19 protein-coding genes are annotated in these 19,826 nt (G+C 68.9%); 8 read left to right on the top strand and 11 right to left on the bottom strand.

Annotated elements, in window-relative coordinates; all coding sequences use genetic code 11:
• Nucleotides 1-8: 8 nt before the first annotated feature.
• Together ABZU72_RS18630 and ABZU72_RS18625 are read right to left on the bottom strand one after the other, a co-directional pair.
• A complete protein-coding gene (locus ABZU72_RS18630; protein WP_355020318.1) occupies nt 9-893 on the bottom strand; it encodes a branched-chain amino acid ABC transporter permease in 885 nt (294 codons plus the stop codon).
• A gap of 4 nt (nt 894-897) precedes the next feature.
• A complete protein-coding gene (locus ABZU72_RS18625) occupies nt 898-2,139 on the bottom strand; it encodes an amino acid ABC transporter substrate-binding protein (RefSeq protein WP_355020317.1) in 1,242 nt (413 codons plus the stop codon).
• A gap of 104 nt (nt 2,140-2,243) precedes the next feature.
• On the opposite strand from ABZU72_RS18625, the gene ABZU72_RS18620 reads away from it, so the two are divergent.
• Both ABZU72_RS18620 and arfB read left to right on the top strand, forming a co-directional pair.
• The gene (locus ABZU72_RS18620) at nt 2,244-3,275 is read left to right on the top strand and encodes a LacI family DNA-binding transcriptional regulator (RefSeq protein WP_355020316.1); all 1,032 of its coding nucleotides are present in this window, start codon (nt 2,244-2,246) and stop codon (nt 3,273-3,275) included.
• Nucleotides 3,276-3,298: 23 nt separating this feature from the next.
• A complete protein-coding gene (gene arfB / locus ABZU72_RS18615; RefSeq protein ID WP_355020315.1) occupies nt 3,299-3,724 on the top strand; it encodes an alternative ribosome rescue aminoacyl-tRNA hydrolase ArfB in 426 nt (141 codons plus the stop codon).
• Between the two features lie 221 nt (nt 3,725-3,945).
• Here the strand turns inward: arfB and ABZU72_RS18610 are convergent, their stop codons facing one another.
• The 3 genes from ABZU72_RS18610 to ABZU72_RS18600 all read right to left on the bottom strand — a co-directional run bounded on the left by ABZU72_RS18610 (nt 3,946) and on the right by ABZU72_RS18600 (nt 6,744).
• Complete coding sequence (locus ABZU72_RS18610; protein ID WP_355020314.1) at nt 3,946-4,467, bottom strand: GNAT family protein; 522 nt, start codon at nt 4,465-4,467, stop codon at nt 3,946-3,948.
• A gap of 134 nt (nt 4,468-4,601) precedes the next feature.
• Nucleotides 4,602-5,471: a DUF559 domain-containing protein gene (locus ABZU72_RS18605; RefSeq protein WP_355020313.1), complete on the bottom strand. Its 870-nt coding sequence runs from the start codon at nt 5,469-5,471 to the stop codon at nt 4,602-4,604.
• Nucleotides 5,472-5,571: 100 nt separating this feature from the next.
• Nucleotides 5,572-6,744, bottom strand: coding sequence for an acyl-CoA dehydrogenase family protein (locus ABZU72_RS18600; protein WP_355020312.1), 1,173 nt, complete (start codon nt 6,742-6,744; stop codon nt 5,572-5,574).
• 96 nt (nt 6,745-6,840) lie between these two features.
• Here ABZU72_RS18600 and ABZU72_RS18595 point away from each other — a divergent pair, with 96 nt between their 5' ends.
• Nucleotides 6,841-7,293, top strand: a complete 453-nt coding sequence (locus ABZU72_RS18595; RefSeq protein WP_355020380.1) for a CoA-binding protein — start codon at nt 6,841-6,843, stop codon at nt 7,291-7,293.
• A gap of 3 nt (nt 7,294-7,296) precedes the next feature.
• Here the strand turns inward: ABZU72_RS18595 and ABZU72_RS18590 are convergent, their stop codons facing one another.
• On the bottom strand, nt 7,297-7,746 hold the full coding sequence (locus tag ABZU72_RS18590) for an Lrp/AsnC family transcriptional regulator (RefSeq protein ID WP_355020311.1): 450 nt from the start codon (nt 7,744-7,746) through the stop codon (nt 7,297-7,299).
• Between the two features lie 110 nt (nt 7,747-7,856).
• Here ABZU72_RS18590 and ABZU72_RS18585 point away from each other — a divergent pair, with 110 nt between their 5' ends.
• Nucleotides 7,857-8,339 (top strand): DUF2000 domain-containing protein, encoded by a 483-nt coding sequence (locus tag ABZU72_RS18585; protein ID WP_355020310.1) that lies wholly within the window; start codon nt 7,857-7,859, stop codon nt 8,337-8,339.
• A gap of 3 nt (nt 8,340-8,342) precedes the next feature.
• Here the strand turns inward: ABZU72_RS18585 and purE are convergent, their stop codons facing one another.
• A complete protein-coding gene (gene purE, locus ABZU72_RS18580) occupies nt 8,343-8,837 on the bottom strand; it encodes a 5-(carboxyamino)imidazole ribonucleotide mutase (protein WP_355020309.1) in 495 nt (164 codons plus the stop codon).
• A 147-nt stretch (nt 8,838-8,984) separates the two neighbouring features.
• Between purE and ABZU72_RS18575 the strand changes: the two genes are divergently transcribed.
• Genes ABZU72_RS18575 through ABZU72_RS18560 form a run of 4 tightly spaced genes read left to right on the top strand, consistent with a single transcriptional unit; the run spans nt 8,985 to nt 15,903 of the window.
• Entirely contained in the window at nt 8,985-11,630 is a 2,646-nt protein-coding gene (locus ABZU72_RS18575) for an FtsX-like permease family protein (RefSeq protein WP_355020308.1), read from the top strand.
• The gene (locus ABZU72_RS18570) at nt 11,627-12,469 is read left to right on the top strand and encodes an ATP-binding cassette domain-containing protein (RefSeq protein WP_355020307.1); all 843 of its coding nucleotides are present in this window, start codon (nt 11,627-11,629) and stop codon (nt 12,467-12,469) included. Before ABZU72_RS18575 ends, ABZU72_RS18570 begins: the two co-directional genes overlap by 4 nt.
• Entirely contained in the window at nt 12,462-13,124 is a 663-nt protein-coding gene (locus ABZU72_RS18565) for an ATP-binding cassette domain-containing protein (protein WP_355020306.1), read from the top strand. The genes ABZU72_RS18570 and ABZU72_RS18565 overlap by 8 nt, the downstream gene beginning before the upstream one ends.
• Nucleotides 13,125-13,182: 58 nt before the next feature.
• Nucleotides 13,183-15,903 (top strand): DEAD/DEAH box helicase, encoded by a 2,721-nt coding sequence (locus tag ABZU72_RS18560; RefSeq protein WP_355020305.1) that lies wholly within the window; start codon nt 13,183-13,185, stop codon nt 15,901-15,903.
• Nucleotides 15,904-16,052: 149 nt separating this feature from the next.
• On the opposite strand, the gene ABZU72_RS18555 is transcribed toward ABZU72_RS18560, so the two are convergent.
• The 4 genes from ABZU72_RS18555 to ABZU72_RS18540 all read right to left on the bottom strand — a co-directional run bounded on the left by ABZU72_RS18555 (nt 16,053) and on the right by ABZU72_RS18540 (nt 19,643).
• A complete protein-coding gene (locus ABZU72_RS18555; RefSeq protein ID WP_355020304.1) occupies nt 16,053-17,210 on the bottom strand; it encodes a 5-(carboxyamino)imidazole ribonucleotide synthase in 1,158 nt (385 codons plus the stop codon).
• Between the two features lie 94 nt (nt 17,211-17,304).
• Nucleotides 17,305-17,604, bottom strand: a complete 300-nt coding sequence (locus ABZU72_RS18550) for a winged helix-turn-helix domain-containing protein (protein ID WP_355020303.1) — start codon at nt 17,602-17,604, stop codon at nt 17,305-17,307.
• A gap of 249 nt (nt 17,605-17,853) precedes the next feature.
• Nucleotides 17,854-18,804 carry an adenylate/guanylate cyclase domain-containing protein gene (locus tag ABZU72_RS18545; RefSeq protein WP_355020302.1) on the bottom strand — a complete coding sequence of 317 codons (951 nt, stop codon included), beginning with the start codon at nt 18,802-18,804 and terminating at the stop codon, nt 17,854-17,856.
• Between the two features lie 50 nt (nt 18,805-18,854).
• Complete coding sequence (locus ABZU72_RS18540; protein ID WP_355020301.1) at nt 18,855-19,643, bottom strand: biotin--[acetyl-CoA-carboxylase] ligase; 789 nt, start codon at nt 19,641-19,643, stop codon at nt 18,855-18,857.
• Between the last annotated feature and the right edge of the window lie 183 nt (nt 19,644-19,826).

The raw sequence follows: 19,826 nt of genomic DNA, 5'->3' as shown, positions 1-19,826 counted from the left end.
CTCTGTGCTTAGAAGCGCTGAGCAAGGCGACCTCCGAAGAATCCCTGGGGGCGGAACATGAGGGTGGCGAAGAGGGCGAGGTAGAAGACCGTCTGCGCCCAGGTGGTGCCCATCGGGATCTGCAGCAGGCTCTGGGTCACGCCGAGGACCATCGCCGCGACCGCGGCGCCGGGGATGCTGCCGAGGCCGCCGATCACGATGATCGCCATCAACGGTCCGATCCAGTGCCAGTGCAGCGAGGGATAGATGGTGGCGTCGAGCGCCAGCGCGGTGCCACCGACCGCCGCGGTCGCCAGGCCGAGCCCGAAGCCGAAGCCGGCGATCCGGTCGGTGTCGATGCCGAGCAGCTGGGCGGCCTCACGGTGCTGGATCGTGGCGCGCAGCGCCTGGCCGAAGCGGGTCTTCTTGAGGAGCAGGTAGAGCGCCAGGAGCGAGACCGCGGCCAGCCCGAAGGCGACCAGCTTGACCACCGCGATCCGTGCTCCCCACAGCTCCAGGCTCGCGCTGGAGTAGTCGAGCTGGATCCGCCGCTGGGTGCCGGAGAAGAGGTATCCGAGGCCGCCCTCGATGACCAGCGCGATCGCGAAGGTCAGCAGCACCGACATCATGGTCAGCGTCGCCGGCCGCAGCCGGGAGAGCAGCGCCCGTTGCATCCCATAGCCGGCCGCGAAGAAGAGCGGCACGGTGATGATCAGCGAGAGCAGCGGGTCGAGTCCGGTCTGCGTGGTGAAGAACCAGGCCAGGTACGCAGCCAGGATCAGGAACGCGGAGTGGGCGATCATCACGACCCGCATGACGCCGAAGTAGAGCGTCAGGCCGGCGGCGAGCAGGGCATAGAGGCCTCCGAGCAGCAGCCCAAGGATCAGGCTCTGCAGAAGGAGTGGTCCTGACATCGGCTCACCACGCCGGCTTCGGGTAGATGAACTCGGCCTCGGCCTGGTCCTCGGGCAGGACGATCTTGATCTCGCCGTCCACCCACTGCTGGATCATGTGGGCGCTCTGCGGGCGACCCTTCTCGTCCCAGCTCAGCGGCCCGACGACGGTCTCGACCTCGTTCTCGTGCAGCCAGTCGATCAGCTTGGACTGGCAGTCGGGGTCGGGCTCGGCGCACTCGACCGCCTCGACCGCTGCCGCGACGACCTGACCCGTGGTCCAGGCGTTGGCCTCGTCCTCACCGGGCGCCTCGCCGTGCTTCTCCTCGTAGAACTTCACGAACTCCTGGTTCTCGGGGTAGTCCGCCTTCGTGGTGTAGCCGGTCGGCGCGATGATGCCCTGCGTCTTGTCGCCGATCGCCTCGGCGAACTCGGTCTCGGTCGGCGCGGTCGAGAACGCGGCCAGCTTGGGCTGGTAGTTGAGCTGCTGCAGCGCGACGATCAGGTTGACGCCGTCCTGGTACTGGCTGCCACCCACGACCATGTCGGCCTTGCTGTCGGCGATCTTGGCGGCGATGCCGCTGAAGTCGGTCGTGTTGGGCGGGTAGACCTCGTCCGCGACGGTCTTGACGCCACCCTCCTCCAGCGCGTCCTTGAGGCCGTAGGCGGTGCCCTGGGCGAACGGGTCGTCCATGGAGGCGTACGCCGCGGTCTTGGGCCGCTCGCTCTCCGGCATCGCCAGGATGTGCTCGGCGAGGAGCTTGTAGTGGTCGTTCGCGACGGCGGGGGCGGCGTAGAAGAGGTTGTCGAAGCCCTCCTCGAAGACCTCGGGCGCCGCACCGGCAGGCTCGACGAAGAGGAAGCCGTAGTCCTGGGCGACCTGGGCGGCCGGGATCACCAGGCGGGTCGAGAACGGCCCGACGACGAGGTCGACCTGCTCCTGGTTGATCAGCTTCTCGTAGTCGGCGGCGACACGCTCGGCGCTGGACTGGTCGTCGAGCATCTCCAGTCGTACGTCGCGGCCGAGCAGGCCGCCGTTGGCGTTGACGTATTCGGCCCAGGCCTCGTATCCGCGCTGGATGCCCTTGCCGGGCTCGCTGAAGTCGCCGGTCAGGGGCAGCGAGATGCCGATCACGATCTCGTCGTCGCTGCCTCCTTCCTCGGCGGCGCCACAGGCGGCGAGGGTGGAGGCGAGAGTCACGGCCGCCGCGGCAGCCAGGGTTGCTCTGGACCGCTTGCTCGCGGTGGGGATCTTCGTGAAGCGCATCTGCGGGTCTCCTCTACGAAAGCGCTTACGTAAGCGTTTACGATGACGTTACCCACTCTCGCTTAGTGTGGCAAGAGTCACATTCCTGACGACAAGGGGCATCGATGGTCCGAACCAACAGCTCCCCCCGCCTGATCGACGTCGCGCATGCATCCGGCGTGTCGATCGCAACCGCCTCCCGCGCGCTCTCCGGAACCCCCGGTGTCAGCGACTCGGTGGCCGAGAAGGTCCGCCAGGCGGCACGCGAGCTCGGCTATGTCGCCAATCTCCATGCCCGCTCGCTCGCCAGCGGATCGACCGCCACAATCGGGCTCGTCGTGCACGAGATCGGCGACCCCTACTTCTCCGAGATCGCCAGCGGCGTGCTCAGCCTCGCCGCCGAACACGGGCGCACCGTCCAGATCTGCCACACCGGCCGCGACCCCGAGGCCGAGGTCGAGCAGGTACGCAGCCTGGTGGCCAACCGCGTCGGCGCGATCCTGATCGCGGGGTCGGGCTTCGTGGACGCCTCGGTCGAGGCGCCGATGCGCTTCGAGGTGCAGCGCTACGCGGAGGCAGGCGGCCGGGTCGCCGTCGTCGGCCGGCACCACCTCGGAGTCGACAGCGTGCTGCCCGACAACCGCCCCGGCGGCCGCGCCGTTGCCGAGCACATCCTCGGCCTGGGCCACCGGCGCATCGTGGTCGTCTCGGGCACCCTGGAGCTGACCACCGTCGCCGACCGACTCGAGGGAGTGCGCGACGCGCTCGAGGCGGCGGGGCTCGACGCCCGCGACGTACCCGTCCTCGAGGGGCCGTTCACCCGCGAGGGCGGTCGCGAGTGCATCCGCCGGATGCTCGCCGACCACCCGCGTACGACCGCCGTCATCGCCCTCAACGACGACATGGCCATCGGGTGCCTCTCCCAGCTGCGCAGCTCCGGCGTCTCGGTGCCCGGCCAGGTCTCGGTCAGCGGGTTCGACGACGTCGCCGTCGCCCAGGACCTATCCCCCGGACTCACCACCGTCCGCCTGCCGATGGCCGAGATGGGCGCCCGGGCGCTGACGCTGGCGTTGAAGGAGCCCGGCTCACGCGCCCGGCGGCAGCGGGTCCCCGCCGAGCTCGTGGTGCGCGACTCGACCGGGCCCGCCGCTCGGTAGACCCGCGGTCTAGGGTTCTTCGAGTGAAGGATCTTCGAGTACCACCGGGCCCTGGGCTGCCCGAAGGTCTCGTCATCCCCGACACCGAGCTGGTCGAACGCTTCTCCCGCTCCCCCGGCCCCGGCGGGCAGTCGGTCAACACCACCGACTCCCGCGTCGAGCTCTCCTGGGACCCGGCCGCATCATCCGCCCTCGACGAGCGCCAGCTCGCCCGCCTCCTGGCCCGCTCCTCGGGGCCGCTCCTCGTCGTCTCCCACGAGCAGCGCTCCCAGCACCGCAACCGCATCGCCGCGCGCGAGCGACTGGCCCTCCGCATCCGCGAGCTCCTCGCCCCGCCACCTCCCACCCGCCGCCCCACCAAGCCCACCCGTGGCTCCAAGGAGCGCCGTCTCGACGCCAAGCGCCAGCGCGGCCAGACCAAACAGCTCCGCGGCCGCGTCCAAGACTGACCTCGCGAGCCGTCACCCCCGTCGGCCGAAGCGTCAACCCGGTCGGCCGAAAGGTCACGTACGTCGGGCGAGGCGTCGTCTAGGTCAGCCGAGGCGTCACTTACGTCGGGCGAGATGTCACCAAGGACATCTCGATTCGCCGGAGCGACGCTTCGCGCGACGTACGCGACGCCTCGCCCGACCGGGGTGACGCCTCGGCCGACGTACGCGCCCTCTCGGCGTCAGGCGGGGTCGGGGTCGGTGGCCAGCCGGGCGTGGGTCTCGGTGTCGTAGCGGACGCCGTCGTAGAGCAGCTTCTGGCGTTCGCGGCCCTCGACGAGGAAGCCTGCCGCGGTGGCGACACGGCACGACCCGGGGTTGTCGATCCGGTGGCCGGTCTCGAGGCGGAAGAGGTCGAGCTCGTCGAAGCAGTGCCTGGCCAACAGCTTCAGGCCGGTGCTGCCGACACCGCGCCCGCGGTGCTTCTCGAGGGTCCAGTAGGAGATCCAGCCGATGCTGTGGACCCGCATCTGGGTGGTGACCCGCATCTGCCCGAGGATGTCGACGCCGTCGATGACTGCAAAGGTGTAGGCCCGGTCCGCGACCGCGTCCTCAGCCCACCCGGCGATCAGCCGCTTCGCATCCTCGATGGTGGCCACGTCCTCCGGCCGCTCGGTCTCCATCCCAGCACCGGCGTACGCAGCGAGCAGGACCGCCGCATCCGACTCCTCCCACTCGCGGAGCCGAAACCCGTCGTTCCTCATAAGGCACACGATAGCCACCAGCCAGTCGTGCACGATCGGTGCACCGACACCGCCAACTCGAATGCACCAATCGTGCACATGCACGATCCAGGCATCGGCGAGCACTGCTTAGGTGCACAGATCGTTCACGGCTGCTAGCGCACCACCGGGAAGTGGGGACGCCAGGCATCCGAGAGATGCTTCGGCACTCCGGGTTCACCTCGTTCCAGCAACACCCGGTGGATCTTCTCCAGAGTCAGGTCGGGTCGACGGTAGATGCCTTTCGCTACGACGGTCAGGATGCGCCAGCCGTCATCGTCGGCCTCCTCACGTCGCTCGAGGTCACGCTCCCACTGCTCAGCAGCGTGTTGTTGGCCGTCGTACTCGACCACTGTCTTCGACGCCGCGTACACCAGATCATGCTCCCGCTTGAGCATGCCGTCTCCGGTGCCGACGAGGGCGTTGATGCGTGGTTCGGGGAGTCCCGCGAGCACGATCAACATGCGAAGGCGAGTCTCCATCGGGGAGCGCACGTTCTCGCGTACGTAGCCCGCAGCCGTGGCAGCAACGCGCGAGCCGGGCAGGACGCCGGTCGCCGCGAAATCGGCCAACGTCGACGCAGTCACGCCACGGTGACGGCGTACGAGGTGGTCGCCCGCGACTACGAGGTCGACCAGGCTCACCTGACTCGCGAGCTCGGTGAAGAGCTGGTCAGGTGAAGAGACGCCGATGCCGTCGAGAACCACCGCTCGCGGCTTCCGCATCACATGGCAGACGATGCCAGGATGCGTACGCCGGTGGGCCGCGGCCGTCACCGTCGCATGCTCGTCGGGCAGCGTCGGGATCGGCACCTCGTAGACCCTGGCCGCGGACGCGTGGCTCGCGAAGCCGTGTCCCCGGAACGGGACGAGGGCAGCCTGGACCCGCTGCAACGGCGTTGCCGGAGCGTCGGCGGAGACGTACACACCACTGAAGAGGCGTACGAAGCGCGGCCCCCGCCGCGTGCTCGGCTTGATCTTCGCCATCGATGCACGATCCGTGCACCTTTGCGGGGATCACGGGTGCATGGATCGTGCACCTGATCGATCGGTGCACCCGCCGACACCGGCGCGGTGCACCGATCGGTCACAGAGTCGACTGGATGCCGGCGAGGAGCTGGCGGGCCATGACGATCCGCTGGACCTGGTTGGTGCCCTCGTAGATCTGGGTGATCTTGGCGTCACGCATCATCCGCTCGACCGGGTAGTCGCGGGTGAAGCCGTAGCCACCCAACAGCTGCACGGCGTCGGTGGTGACCTGCATCGCGACATCGCTCGCGAACGCCTTGGCCGCGGCGCCGAAGAAGGTCAGGTCCTTGTCGCCGCGCTCGGAACGACCCGCCGCGGCATAGGTGAGCTGGCGGGCGGCCTCGATCTTCATGCCCATGTCGGCGACCATGAACTCCAGGCCCTGGAACTCCGCGATCGGCTTGCCGAACTGCTTGCGCTCCTTGATGTAGCCCAGCGCGTAGTCCAGCGCACCCTGCGCGACACCGACGGCCTGAGCCGCGATGGTGATCCGGGTGTGATCCAGGGTCTGCATGGCGTAGGTGAAGCCCATACCCTCCTCACCGATGAGCCGGTCGGCGGGGATGCGTACGTTGTCGAAGTAGACCTCGCGCGTCGGCGAACCCTTGATGCCCAGCTTCTTCTCCGGCGCACCGAAGGACACGCCCTCGTCGGACTTCTCCACCACGAACGCGGAGATCCCCTTGGAGCGCTTCTCCGGGTCGGTCACCGCCAACACCGTGTAGTACTCCGAGACACCCGCGTTGGTGATCCAGCGCTTGACGCCGTTGAGCACCCAGAAGTCGCCGTCGCGTACGGCCCGGGTCTTCTGGTTGGCCGCATCCGAGCCCGCATCGGGCTCGGAGAGACAGTAGGAGAAGTTGCCCTCACCTGCGGCGAGCTTGCCGAGGTACTTCTTCTTCAGCTCCTCCGAGCCACCGATCTGCACCGGCAGCGAGCCGAGCTTGTTCACCGCGGGAATCAGCGAGGCCGAGACGTCCGCACGAGCGATCTCCTCGATGACCAGAACGGTCGCGAGGGCGTCGGCACCGACACCGCCGTACGCCTCCGGCACGTGCGGCGCGAAGAACTCCGTCTCGACCAACGCGTCGTGGGCCTCCTGCGGATAGCGAGCCTCCTCGTCGACCGCAGCAGCGGCCGGCGCGATCTTCGCGTCACAGATCTCGCGGATGGCCTTGCGGATCTCCTGGTGCTCCTCGGAGAGGGCGAACAACGGGTACTCGGCACTCATGTCCCGGAGTCTATGCCTGTTTGCTACTCGCCAGTAAGTCGCCGCTACGTCGGCGGGTCACGGAATCCTCCGAGCCAGGTTGTTGTTGTGCGCTACATGACCTCGGCATGGCTTGACCAGGACACCATCGACAAGCTCCTCGACGACTCCGAGACGTGGGCCATCGTCGGCCTCTCGGGCGACCCGTGGCGAACCGCCTACTCGATCGCGCAGGAGCTCCAGCAGCACGGGAAGCGGATCATCCCGATCCACCCGGGGGCCGCGGCAGAGGGCAAGGAGGTGCTCGGCGAGAAGGTCTACGCGACCCTGGCCGACGCCGCCGCGGCCGTCGGGAAGATCGACGTCGTCGACGTCTTCCGCCGCTCCGAGGCCGCTGGCCAGTTCGCCGACGAGGCCGTGGCGATCGGCGCCGGCGGGGTCTGGTTCCAGATGGGTGTGGTCGACGAGTCGGCCTTCGAGCGCACCACCGCGGCCGGCGTACCCATGGTCATGGACACCTGCCCCAGCAAGATCTGGTTCCAGCGCGGCAGGTCCGGCGCACAGGCATAAGGGCTACGGCTCGAACGTCATCGTCCGCAGGTGCTCGTAGATCACCGAGGTCTCCACGTCGGCGATCTCGGCTCGCGAGGTGAGCCGGTCGATCACGAACGCGTAGAGCGCGTCGTTGTCGGCGACCGCGACGTGGACGATGAAGTCCATCCGGCCGGAGGTGACGAAGACGCCGATGGCCTCCGGGAGCGCGCCGACCCAGTCGCGGAAGGACTCGATGTTGGCGCGCGAGGGCGGTCGGATCCGCACGGCGACGAGCGCCTGCACGCCCCGGTCGATCTGGCGCAGGTCGAGATCGAGGTACGCCCCGCGGATGAGCCCGCGGCGCTGCATCGCCCGCGCGCGGTCGTGCACGGTGGTCGCCGAGACGCCGACTTCTGCGGCGATGTCCCGAAGGCTCCGCCGTGCATCCATCGTCCAGGCAGCCAGAATCTGACGGTCGACTTCGTCCATGCACGCCAGATTAACCGACCCTCCTGACAATGACCGGTGTGATTGCGCTCAGTCCTGACATTCTCAAGACTTGTCCTCGAATCAGTTGGCGAATGACAGGAGTCAGAGTGATGAGCACAGACGTCGAGGAAGCCAGGGTCGGGTTCGCACCGGACGAGATCGACCAGTCCGCGAGCACGCGGGACGTGCCATTCAAGTGGGTGGTCGTCGTCGACCAGGCCCTTCCCGCCGGACGCGCGGTGAACGCCGCAGTCTGCGTCGCGGGGGCGACCACGCAGCGTACGGTCGGCCTCCTCGGGGAGGACGCGGTCGATGCCGACGACTCGGCACACCCGGGCCTGCCCTGGATCGGGTGTACGGTCCTGGGCGCCCCGGCACAGCGGCTGACCGACCTGCGGCGTCAGGCGGTCGCCCAGCCCGGGGTCGCGGTGATCGACATGCCCACCCAGGCGCAGCACACGAGGGTCTACGACGACTACCTGTACGCCGTCGGGAACAGTCGCAGCGCCGACATGTCCTACTACGCGGTCAGCCTCTTCGGCCCCCGCCGGATCATCGACAAGCTGGTCAAGGGGCTCTCGCTCCTGCCCTGAAACTCAGGAGGTGGCGTTGCGGACGACCTCGCCCTTGGCGGCCGCCAGCTCGGCGAGTGACTTCTCGTACGCCACCAGCTTCTGCTGCAGCTCTGGGTCGGCGACGCCGAGGATGCGGGCGGCGAGGATGCCGGCGTTCTTGGCGTTGCCGATGGCCACCGTGGCCACCGGGATGCCACCGGGCATCTGGACGATCGACATCAGCGAGTCGAGGCCGTCGAGGTACTTCAGCGGCACCGGGACGCCGATCACCGGGAGCGGGGTGACCGAGGCCAGCATGCCCGGGAGCGCAGCCGCCCCACCGGCGCCGGCGATGATCACCGAGATGCCGCGACCGGCGGCCTCGCGACCGTAGTCGAGCATCTCTTGCGGCATCCGGTGGGCCGACTTCACATCGGCCTCCCACTCGATCCCGAACTCGTCGAGAAGCTCGGCCGCAGCCTTCATCGTCGGCCAGTCGGAGTCGGACCCCATCACGATCCCCACGCGCGCACTCATGGGGACAGGCTAGGCCGAGCGAAGCCTCCCTGACGGAACCGGGGCCGACGCGGCGACGTCATCTAGGAGATTGCTGAACAACGGCGGGCACTTGGGCCGTGTCGTATTTCGGTTTCCGAACCTGTCGGACTTTGCCATCGTGGCCCGATGCTGTCGGCTCTGAGGTTCCGCGCCGGCCAGGTCGTGGTCATCGCCCTCCTGTCCGCCCTGGTCACAGCTTGCGCGGCCTTCGCACCTCTCTATGACCGGGCGATGCAGCAGGCGGCTGTCTCCGTGATCCTCGAGGATGCACCGAGCGCGGTGCGCGACCTGCAGATCTATGGGCCGGACGCCGGTTGGTCCCTCCGCACTGCTCCGGATGATCTGCTAGGCCTCATTCCCGGCGCTGATCACCTGTTTCAGAAGCCCGTGCGGGGGAATTCGGCAACGACAGAGCTGGACCTGGGTCGCTTCGACACCATCGAGGGTGACCTTTGGTGGCGTGCGGGCCAGTGTGAGCACGTCGTGGTCACTGTCGGCTCCTGTCCGTCCGCAAGCCGACAGATCATGGTCTCCGAGAACGAGGCGCATGCCTACGGGTTCGCCGTGGGGACGACCGTCAATGCCGAGGCGTCGTCACTCGTGGCCACCCCCGGCAACCCGGATCCGCCGATCGTCCAATATGAGATCGTCGGCGTCTACCGCGCCGCTGACCCGGACTGGTGGCAGGGATTGCAGCTCGAAGGTCTGGCAGGTGTCGCCGACGGTGACCTAGCGCGGCACGATGTCTGGCTGACCGACGAGTCGACGTTCGCCACGCCCACGCCCATCTTGTCCCGAGAGCGCCCGTGGGTCGGTTACCGACTACGAACACAGACCATTGGGGTCCACGAGCTCGAGACCATCGCAACCGACATAGCCCGGCTCAGGACCATGCTCGAGGATCAGGCGGGCGCGGCCACCGACTCGACGGCACGTGACGACCCGTCCCCTAGCGCCGTCACGTCGCTGCCGGCGCTCGCCGAGCAGGTAGACGCGCAGATCGAGCAAGGTCGCACCACCGTCCCGTTGCTGCTGTGTCAGCTCGGGCTCCTCGGCCTCCTCGTGCTCTGGCTGATGCTGCGCGCGGCAACCGATCAGCGCCGGTTCGAGGTCGTGGTTGCCCGCTTGCGCGGACGCGGGACCGCGGGTGCCAGGACGCTGCTGATGCGCGAGCTTGTTCCGGCGGCATTGCTCGGGGTCGTGCCCGGAGCGGCGGTCGCCCTGATCGGCTCGTGGCTGGCGCGCACCTACATCTTGCCCGGCGACCCACCGTTCGAGCTGCCCCGCGGTCTCTTGGTCGCCATCCTCATCGCGGTGGCGGTGCTCGTGCTGGTGACGTACGCCGCCGTGATCCGGGTCGCCCGCGAACCGCTCGGCACGCTCCTGCACCGGACGGCGGGCCATCGCCCCGGATGGCTCCCAGGCGTCGGCGACGCGATCGCGATCGCTGTCTCTGGTGTCGGGGTGGTCGCCTTCGCGACCAGCAGCCTCACCGGCGCTCTCGCTCTGGCCGCGCCGGCCCTGCTCTCAGTGTTCGTCGGACTGGTTCTCGCCCACATCCTTCCTCCGGCCGCTGCCCGGCTGGGTGGATCACTCCTCCAGCAGGGCCGCCTGCGGGCCGGAGTCTCGCTACTGGACGCCTCGCGGAGCATCATGACGCGGCGTACGGTCGCTCTGGCCACGGTTGCCGGGGCTCTCGCGGTCTTCTCGGTCTGCGGGCTGGTGGTCGGCGATCGCAACCGCGGACTTGCCGCCGAGCAGGCTGTCGGGGCACCAGCTGTGGTCGAGTTACAGAGCACCTCTCTCACCGCGACGCGGTTGACGGAGGTCGAGTCGGTGCTGGCCGACCTGGACCCCGACGGGACGCGAGTGACTCCGGTCGTACGCACTGCCGCACCCAGCGGTGGTATCGCCACCCTCGCGGTCGAGCCCGAGGCGTTCAGTCGAATCGCGCTCTTCGCCGAAGGTGCACCCAGCCAGAAGGCCTGGGCGGCTCTCTCCGCCGGGCCCGCCCGGACGCCGATTCCGACCATCGCCGCAGGCGAGCCCGCGGAGGTCGAGGCCGACAAGGTGAAGGTCCACGGTGTCGACGGGATCCTGCAGGAGGCCAGGCGGGTCGCGGTCGTCGACCGGATCCCTGGTGACGGACCCGACCTCACCGTGGTCGACCTCGCCACCGCCAAGAAGCTCGCCGAGCCCGACTCCGAGTCCAGCATCTCGATCTGGTTCGCCTCTGAGGACCCGGCGTTCATCGACAAGGTCACCGACGCACTCGCGAGCAAGGGAGTGTTCGCGGCTGACACCCGCACCCTGACCGGCGTACGCCACAACCTGGATGCCTCGATGGCATCCTGGAGCCTCTGGCTCGGTGGCGTGGTCGGAATCGCCGCGGTGCTCCTCGCGGTGGTCGCGCTGACTGTGCTCACCGTCACCAGCTGGCGTGTCCGGGCCATGGACCTGACCGCGTTGAGGCTAGCCGGAGTGGGCCAGCGGACCGTCGCTCGGATTCCCACCGACGCCCAGTTGCTTTCGGTACTCGTCGGGGTCGTGGCCGGTGCAGCGTGTGGCGCGATCGGCGCTGCACTGACCCTGCCGGATATCCCGCTGTTTGCAATTCCACCGGAGGTCGACGTCACCGATCTGAGCATCCCCTGGCTGGCAGTCGCGACGACCACCATCGGGTGCCTGATCGTGCTCTGCGCGACCGCCGTGGTTCTCGGTCGCTCGGTGGCCGCCACGGTTCGATTCGACCGACTCCGGGAGACCGCATGAACGGGTTGGCGATCCGCACCCACGGACTGGTGCACATCTACCACGCCGACGGGCATGACGTGGCCGCGCTCTCGGGCATCGACCTCGATGTCGGAGCCGGCGAGCTGATGGGGCTGCTCGGTCCGTCCGGGTCGGGCAAGTCGACGCTGATGAGCCTGCTTGCGGGCCTGTTCCGGCCCAGCGCCGGCAAGATCTTCGTGGGCGAGTACGAGGTCTCGGCGGCATCGACGAAGGAGCTCGACAGGCTCAAGGCGACCCATGTCTCACTGATCCTGCAGGGCGCAGCGCGCAACCTGCTGCCCTACGCCACACCGGCGGCCAACATACGTTTCGCGCAGCACACCGCGCGCCTGGCCGGCATGGATCTGCCGGAGCCGGAGGTCGTGCTCGAGGAGCTCGGCATCCCGGCTGTGGCCAACCGCCCGCTCTCCCGACTCACTCCCGGCGAGCTGCAGCTGGTGGCGATGGCAGTCGCGCTCGGCACGCGCCCGGGGCTGGTCCTCGCCGACGAGCCGACCAGCCAACTCGACCATGATGCTCGCGATCGGGTCCTCGAGCGCCTGGCAAGGATCAACCGCACTCACGGCACCACCGTCGTACTGGTCACCCACGATCCGCATGTCGCCACGTTTCTGCCTCGGACCGTCACGATCCGCGACGGTCGGATCGGTGGCGAGGGGCGCAGCGGTGAAGAGTACGCCGTGGTGACGGCCGACGGGTTCCTACCGCTGCCGCACCACGTACGCGACAATCTCCCGCCTGGGACGCTGGTTCGCTTCCACCCGGCCGGCGACCATTACGAGCTGGTGCCGGAGCAGGGAGGGACCGAGGATGGGTGACCTGGTTGTTGAGCAGCTGAGCGTGACGTACGACGACCTGGTCGCCCTGCGTCCTCTCGATCTGCGCCTGCGCCCGGGGAACATGCTCGCCGTAACCGGTCCCTCCGGCGCCGGGAAGTCGTCGTTGCTGTGGGCTCTCGGGGGCGCGGTCACGCCGGCCGGTGGCAGGCTCAGCCTGGACGGGACGCAGCTGGACGGGCGAGACAAGGCCGCGCGGCTCGGCGTCGCTCTGATCCCGCAGGGCAACGGGCTCGCCGGGTCGCTCAACGCCACCGAGAACATCCTGGTACCGCTGCTGGCTCTCGGCACCACACCCGGCGAGGCGCGCAGGCGCACGCAGACCGCGCTTGAGCTGGTCGGTCTACAGGAGTCCGGACGCCACCTGGTCGACGAGCTCTCAGGCGGTCAGCAGCAGCGGGTCGCGCTCGCCCGCGCCTTCGCGATGCGGGCCGCGGTGATCCTCGCCGACGAGTCCACCAGCGACCTGGATGCCGGCAACCGGGAGCGGATGATCGCCGCGCTTCGGGCCGAGGCGGCGCGGGGGGCGATCGTCGTCCTCGCCACCCATGACCCCGAAGCCGCCGCCGAGGCCGACGCCGAGCTCGCGCTCGACGAAGGGGTCGCGTCATGGCCCCGACCTCTGCCTGTCACCTGAGTGTCGGTCCTGCCCGCTAGTGTGCTGGCCACTCTCCCCCACGACCCCACAAAGGCAGATGGATCCAGCTACCAGCACCGACGTCGTCGTCAGCGCGCGACCGAACCCGACCGCGGTCGAGCGGTTCACCGGGCTGACCAAGGCGGAGCGCAAGGCGCTGCCGTCCCGGGTGCGGCAGGTCGCGTCCTGGTCCCGGCAGGCGGCGTCGGCGACCCGCGCACGGGCTGAGATCGAGCAGGAGGCGGCGGAGGCCGTAGACCACTACCGGGCGAGCGCGGCCGAGCTGAAGCGCGCGGCGCAGGTGGCCTGGCGCAGCATCGCCCTGGACCGGAGCGACGGGCCGCGCCTGGCCGCGATCGCGCGGCGTCACGCGCTCGAGCCGGTCGAGGAGACCACCCAGGAGCTCGTCGACTCGCTCGCCGACGCCGCGGACGTCGTGACGCAGGCCAAGAAGGCTTCCGGGGCGCGTCGTCTGCTGGTGCGCAGGAGCCGCCGCGGGGAGGCCGAGCTGGCGGGGAGACAGGTCCTCGATCTACACCAGCGTGCGAGCGAGATCCAGGCGCCGGCGCGGCTCGACGGGCTGGCCAGGCTCCCGTCCCGACGCCGGGTACGGATCCGCGAGGCGCTGCTGCCGAGCGTCGGTCTGCTGGAGGCGCTCTCCGACCTCGGCTCCGAGGCGGTGCTGGCTCCGCGCAAGGGCGTCCTCGTGCTGCGCAACGAGGGCGAGGCCCTCAACGAGGCCAGGCGCTCCGAGGAGCCCGCGCGTCGAGCCGCGACCGACGCCGCCAACGCGGTCCGGAGCGCGGACACCGACACGGCGGTCAGGTCGCTGCCGGTCGACGAGCTCGCCGATCTCGTACGCGTCGAACCCCTCCTCGAGGCCGGGATCCATACCGTCCACGAGGTCATCCATCCCTCCTCTGACCTGCGACAACTCCCCGGGGTCGGCCCGGCCACCGCAATGCGGATGCAGGAGGCGGCACAGGCGCTGTGGCAGCGCACCTACGACGAGATGCCGCTCGCGATCGACCACGAGCGCCGCACCCCGGCGGCCACCAGGCTGCTCGCGCGGCTGGCGGAGTGGGAGGCCGGGCGGCGTACGAAGGACGCGGGGGCGGAGCTCGCCCTGGTCCAGTCGCTGCGGCCGCTGACCCGGTCGCTCGACAGCGGCGCGAGGTTCCATCTGATCCTGGCCAACGCGGCCAGCCTCGACGACTTCCAGGGCGCGCTACGGGCGATCGCACACCGGGCCGAGATGGCCCGCCGGGTGCGCCCGGGCAACCGCCCCGGCGACCCGTGGGAGGACTTCGAGAAGCGGCCGGCCGACTACTACGCGATGCTCTCCGAGCTCGGCTTCCTCACCGAGGACGAGGACAAGATCCACGGTGACCTGTCGGCCGAGATCATCGAGGCGGTGCGGGCGCAGGAGCTGCGCACCAACAACCTGACCGCGTCGCTGCGCGGCTACCAGCACTTCGGCGTCCGCTTCGCGCTGGTGCAGATGAAGGTGATAATCGGCGACGAGATGGGGCTCGGCAAGACGCTCCAGTCGCTGGCCGTGCTCGCTCATCTGCACACGATGGGCGCGTCCCACACGCTGGTCGTCTGCCCCGCTGCCGTGGTCACCAACTGGGTGCGCGAGACCGACTCGAAGACGACCCTGATCCCCCACCGTCTCCACGGCAACCGCCGCCTGAAGGCCGCCAAGATCTGGGTCGAGCAGGGCGGCGTCGCGGTGACCACCTACGAGACACTCAACGCGATCCAGCCGTTCCTCGACCAGGTCAAGGTCGCCTGCGTCGTGGTGGACGAGGCGCACATGATCAAGTCGCCCCGCACCCAGCGCACCGAACGCGTACGCCGCGTCCTCGACTCCTGCGAGCGCGCCATCCTGCTCACCGGCACGCCGATGGAGAACCGTATCGACGAGTTCCGCAACCTGGTCTCCTATCTCCGCCCCGACCTGCTGCTCTCCGCCGACGATTTCAACCCCCACCGGTTCCGCAAGCAGGTCGCCCCGGTCTACCTGCGCCGCAACCAGGAGGACGTACTCACCGAGCTGCCCGACCTCGTCGAGGTCGAGGACTGGCTGCCCCTGTCCGTGGCCGACGAGAGGGCGTACGCCGAGTGCGTCCGCGACGGCAACTTCATGGCCATGCGGCAGGCCGCGATGCTTCAGGGCACCTCGTCGGCGAAGGTCGAGCGGCTGGTCGAGATCGTCGGCGAGGCCGAGGAGAACGGCCGCCGCGTCATCGTGTTCTCCCACTTCAGGAAGGTCCTCGACGACCTGGTCACGCTCCTGCCGGGCGAGGTCTTCGGCCCGCTCACCGGGTCGGTCCCCGCCGAGGAGCGCCAGCAGATGGTCGACGAGTTCTCCGCGGCCGGGCACGGTGCCGTGCTGATCACCCAGATCGTCGCCGGCGGCGTCGGCCTCAACATCCAGTCGGCCAGCGTCGTCGTCATCTGCGAGCCCCAACTCAAGCCGACCATCGAGTGGCAGGCCATCGCCCGCGCCCGCCGGATGGGCCAGCTCCAGTCCGTCCAGGTCCACCGCCTGCTCTCGGAGGTCGGAGTCGACCAGCGCGTCCACGACATCCTCGCCGCCAAGGCCGAGCTCTTCGACGACTTCGCCCGGGTCAGCGCCACCGCCGCCAGCAGCCCCGAAGCGTACGAGACCTCGCACCCCGAGGATCCCTCCACCACCCTCGCCGCCGAAGCCTCCGACGCCGAGATCGCCCGCGACGTCGTCGCCACCGAACGCCAGCGCCTAGGCGTCTGACCTCGCCCAACTCCCGCCGAGACGTCACTTGTGCAGGTCGAAACGTCACTTATGCAGGCCGAGTCGGCAGCGCCGTGACAACTCGACCGACCTAACTGACGTTTCGACCGACCTAAGTGACGTCTCGTCCGGCGCAGGTGATTTCTCGGTCAGTCGGAGTCGTTGCCGAGGTCTCCCTGGAACCAGTCGGCGGCGTGGCGGGCGCGCTCGAGACAGTCGTCGAGGTCGTCGCCGTAGACGTTGACGTGGCCGACCTTGCGCCCCGGGCGCATCTCCTTGCCGTAGAGGTGGACGCGGAGGTGGGGGTCGCGGGCCATGGCGTGGGGGTAGCCGTCGTAGAGGCGGCCGACGTTCTCCCGGGTCGAGCCGAGGATGTTGACCATCACCGACCACTTCGCGCGGGGCGCGGGAGAGCCCAGGGGCAGGTCCATGACCGCGCGCAGGTGGTTCTCGAACTGCGAGGTGACGGCGCCGTCCTGGGTCCAGTGGCCGGTGTTATGGGGGCGCATGGCGAGCTCGTTGACGAGCAGCCGGCCGTCGACGGTCTCGAACATCTCGACCGCCAGGATGCCGACGACGCCGAGCTCACCCGCGATGCGCAGCGCGATCTGCTCCCCCTGGACGGCGAGCTCGGGCGAGAGGTCGTGCGCCGGAGCGATGACCTCCTTGCAGACGCCGTTCTCCTGGTAGGTGTGCACGACCGGGTACGCAGCGGCCTGGCCGCTCGGCGAACGGGCGACGATCGCGGAGAGCTCCCGGCGGAAGTCGACGAGCTCCTCGGCCAGGACCTGGACACCCGCCTCCTCGGCGACACGAAGCGGCTCGGCGACATCGGCGACGTCGCGTACGACCCAGACGCCCTTGCCGTCATATCCACCGCGGGTGGTCTTGAGGACGCACGGGAAGCCGAACGCCTCGACCTCGGTCGTGGACGACACGATGGCGTTGCGCGGGCACGGGATGCCGAGCTCGGTCAGCCGAGCGCGCATGACGCCCTTGTCCTGGGCGTGCACGAGCGCGTCCGGACCGGGGCGGACCGCGACGCCGCCGGCCTCGAGCGCGTGCAGGTGCTCGGTCGGGACGTGCTCGTGGTCGAAGGTGACCACCTCACAGCCCTCGGTGGCCTTCTTCAGCGTGTCCAGGTCGCGGTAGTCGCCGACCAGCTGGTCGGGGATGACCTGAGCGGCCGAGACACCCTCGCCCTCGGCGAGAAGCCGGAGCGGGAGGCCGAGCGCGATTGCAGGCTGAGCCATCATGCGGGCCAGCTGGCCGCCGCCGATGATCGCAAGGGTCGGTGCGAGGGTCACGACGACAGAATAAGGAAACTGCCCCGCCGGGGCCGATTTCGCGGATCCCCCTCACGCAATCCGCGAAACCCGACCCCCGGCAGGTGAACGAAGGTCAGGCCTTCTCGAAGCGCAGGCCCTTGCCGCGCAGGGTGGTGATCAGATGGGGCTTCCGGGGGTCGTCGCCCAGCTTGCGACGCACCCATCCCAGGTGTACGTCGATGGTCTTCGACGAGGTGTAGAAGGTCGCGTTCCACACGTCCCTCATCAACTCGTCACGGGAGACGACGTTGCCAGCCCTCTTGATCAGGGCGTGGACCAGGTCGAACTCCTTGCGAGAGAGCGTCAGCTCCTCATTGTTCCGCCATGCTCGCCGGGTCTCCGGGTCGAGCTTGATCTCCTGTACCTCGATCATGAGACCGACATTAAAGAGGTAAAGAGCCCTTGGCAAAGGATTGCACGATATTGCCACTGACATCTTCATGCCAGAGTGCAACGAATTGGGCATGACAAACGTGCGCCCCCGAATGGCGCACTCAACCATGCCCACGAAGGCATGGTCAGGTAAAGCAGTCAGCACCCGGCGTTGATCGACTGTTAACTACAACGGAATGTGAACAAATCCGCGAAACCGCAGGTCAACAGCACCCTTGAAGGTCACGATTCAGACACGGCGGACGGCGACGGGCTCCACGATCCCGAAGCCTCGCACCGGTCGAGCGGCCAGTCGCCGGGTCTCGAACTCGTCCTCGGGCATCGTCCCGGCGGTCGCCTCGTCGACGATGATCCGGTTGCGGCGGGCGACGGCGGTCAGCCGCGCGGCCATGTTCACGGGCGGTCCGAAGACATCGCCGAGACGCGAGACGACGTTGCCGGAGGCGAGCCCGACACGTACGTCCGGCATCCGCGGGTCCCGGCCGATCACGTTGATGATCCCCTCGGCGGTGCCGTACGCCTGGAGCGGGTCGTCGTTGACGAAGAGCACCGAGTCGCCGAGCGACTTGATGATCCGGCCGCCCCAGGTCGCCACCACGTCGGCACACCGCGACTCGAAGAGCTCGACCAGGTCACCGATCTTCTCCTCGGTCAGCGTGTTCGACAGCGCGGTGAACGAGACGATGTCGGCGAACCCGACCGTCTGCCAGACCGTGCCCAGCTGCTCTTCGGGGCCGGCGACCGAGGCCTCGGCCCGCGCGAGCGCGGCGCGCGTGTGCCGGCGCCAGGCGAAGATCATCATCTCCTCGAACGCGCTCTCGAACTGCTCGGAGACCGAGACGGTCGCCTTCAGCAGCTCGGCGGGCGTCCGGTCGTCCTCGTTCTGGGTCTCGACGTGGTGCAGCAGCGCGGAGACCTCGTAGTCGGACAGCCGCGCCATCGACTGCCCGATGCCGCGGGTCAGGTTGACGACCAGGTCGAAGCTGACCAGCCCGTTGCCGGCGATCTCGTTGGCCTTGGCCAGGGCCTGCACGTCCGCCTCGTCGAAGAAGGCCTCGTCGTCCTTGATCTCCGGGAACCCGAGCGCACGCCACAGGCGCTTCGCCTGGTCCAGGCTCACGCCGGCCTTCTCGGCGACCTCCGCCGAGGTCAGGTTGACGGGCTGCTTCGATTTCGCCACGAACAGATCATGCCATCCGGCTCGTCACGACCGCCCGTCACAACCGTCCGTCACGATCGCGGACGGAGCCGGGCGTGGATGACGTCGCCCGCACCGACCACCCGCGACCCCTCGTCGGTCGCGATGACCAGGCGGCCGAAGTCGTCGATCTCGGTGGCCACGCCCTCCCAGACGTCCCCACCCGGCAGCTCGGCGCGTACCTGCTCACCGACGGTCACCGACAGCTCCCGGTAGCGGCGAGCCAGCTCGGCGGGGTCCGACCCCCAGATCTCGTACGCAGCACCCAGCTCCTCCAGCAGCACGGCCAGCATCTCGGTGCGGTCGACGGGCACGCCGCTCTCCAGCTCCAGCGAGGTGGCGGTCTCGATCGGCAGCTCCTCGCGCGTCAGCGAGGTGTTGAGCCCGAACCCAATCACGGCGGCCGCACCCTCAGGCGCCTCGATCCGCTCGATCAGGATCCCGCAGACCTTGCGACCCTCGATGAGTACGTCGTTGGGCCACTTCAGCCCGGCTGCGTACCCCTTCTTCCGCAGCACCGATGCGACCGCGACACCGGTCATCAGCGGGAGCCACGGCCACCGCTCGACCGGGATCGAGGGCGAGGGCCGCAGCAGCACGGATACGGTCAGCGCCGAGCGCGCCGGGGTGGTCCAGCCCCGGTCGAGGCGTCCCCGGCCGGCGGTCTGGTGCTCGGTGGTGATCACCAGGCCAGGCGCTTCGCCCGAGCGCGCACGCTCGGCCAGTACGGCATTGGTCGAGGGCGTCTCGTCGAGGACCTCGACGCGCCATCCCCCCGGCAACGCATCGAGCCGGGAGCGGTCAAGTGACGGGCGTCGCATCGGGATAGGTGGCACGAGGATTAGATTGGCCCTCGCACCGCACGAAGTCCAAAGGAGCACCGTGAGCGCCGAACCCACTCCTCAGCCAGAGATCGATCTGCACACGACTGCCGGGAAGCTGGCCGAGCTGGAGCGTCGTCTTGACGAGGCTGTCCATGCTGGTTCCGTCAAGGCGGTGGAGAA

The organism is Nocardioides sp. NPDC004968 (genome assembly GCF_040608935.1).
In the GTDB taxonomy this organism is placed as follows: domain Bacteria; phylum Actinomycetota; class Actinomycetes; order Propionibacteriales; family Nocardioidaceae; genus Nocardioides.
Note: the sequence above shows the minus strand (reverse complement) of the source record. Positions and strands in the feature narration are given on the sequence as shown.

Excerpts from the sequence above, each read along its gene's own strand:
- ABZU72_RS18630 (WP_355020318.1), bottom strand. The coding sequence starts at position 893 with ATGTCAGGACCACTCCTTCTGCAGAGCCTGATCCTTGGGCTGCTGCTC.
- ABZU72_RS18625 (WP_355020317.1), bottom strand. The coding sequence starts at position 2,139 with ATGCGCTTCACGAAGATCCCCACCGCGAGCAAGCGGTCCAGAGCAACC.
- ABZU72_RS18620 (WP_355020316.1), top strand. The coding sequence starts at position 2,244 with ATGGTCCGAACCAACAGCTCCCCCCGCCTGATCGACGTCGCGCATGCA.
- ABZU72_RS18610 (WP_355020314.1), bottom strand. The coding sequence starts at position 4,467 with ATGAGGAACGACGGGTTTCGGCTCCGCGAGTGGGAGGAGTCGGATGCG.
- ABZU72_RS18605 (WP_355020313.1), bottom strand. The coding sequence starts at position 5,471 with ATGGCGAAGATCAAGCCGAGCACGCGGCGGGGGCCGCGCTTCGTACGC.
- ABZU72_RS18600 (WP_355020312.1), bottom strand. The coding sequence starts at position 6,744 with ATGAGTGCCGAGTACCCGTTGTTCGCCCTCTCCGAGGAGCACCAGGAG.
- ABZU72_RS18595 (WP_355020380.1), top strand. The coding sequence starts at position 6,841 with ATGACCTCGGCATGGCTTGACCAGGACACCATCGACAAGCTCCTCGAC.
- ABZU72_RS18590 (WP_355020311.1), bottom strand. The coding sequence starts at position 7,746 with ATGGACGAAGTCGACCGTCAGATTCTGGCTGCCTGGACGATGGATGCA.
- ABZU72_RS18585 (WP_355020310.1), top strand. The coding sequence starts at position 7,857 with ATGAGCACAGACGTCGAGGAAGCCAGGGTCGGGTTCGCACCGGACGAG.
- purE (WP_355020309.1), bottom strand. The coding sequence starts at position 8,837 with ATGAGTGCGCGCGTGGGGATCGTGATGGGGTCCGACTCCGACTGGCCG.
- ABZU72_RS18575 (WP_355020308.1), top strand. The coding sequence starts at position 8,985 with ATGCTGTCGGCTCTGAGGTTCCGCGCCGGCCAGGTCGTGGTCATCGCC.
- ABZU72_RS18570 (WP_355020307.1), top strand. The coding sequence starts at position 11,627 with ATGAACGGGTTGGCGATCCGCACCCACGGACTGGTGCACATCTACCAC.
- ABZU72_RS18565 (WP_355020306.1), top strand. The coding sequence starts at position 12,462 with ATGGGTGACCTGGTTGTTGAGCAGCTGAGCGTGACGTACGACGACCTG.
- ABZU72_RS18560 (WP_355020305.1), top strand. The coding sequence starts at position 13,183 with ATGGATCCAGCTACCAGCACCGACGTCGTCGTCAGCGCGCGACCGAAC.
- ABZU72_RS18550 (WP_355020303.1), bottom strand. The coding sequence starts at position 17,604 with ATGATCGAGGTACAGGAGATCAAGCTCGACCCGGAGACCCGGCGAGCA.
- ABZU72_RS18540 (WP_355020301.1), bottom strand. The coding sequence starts at position 19,643 with ATGCGACGCCCGTCACTTGACCGCTCCCGGCTCGATGCGTTGCCGGGG.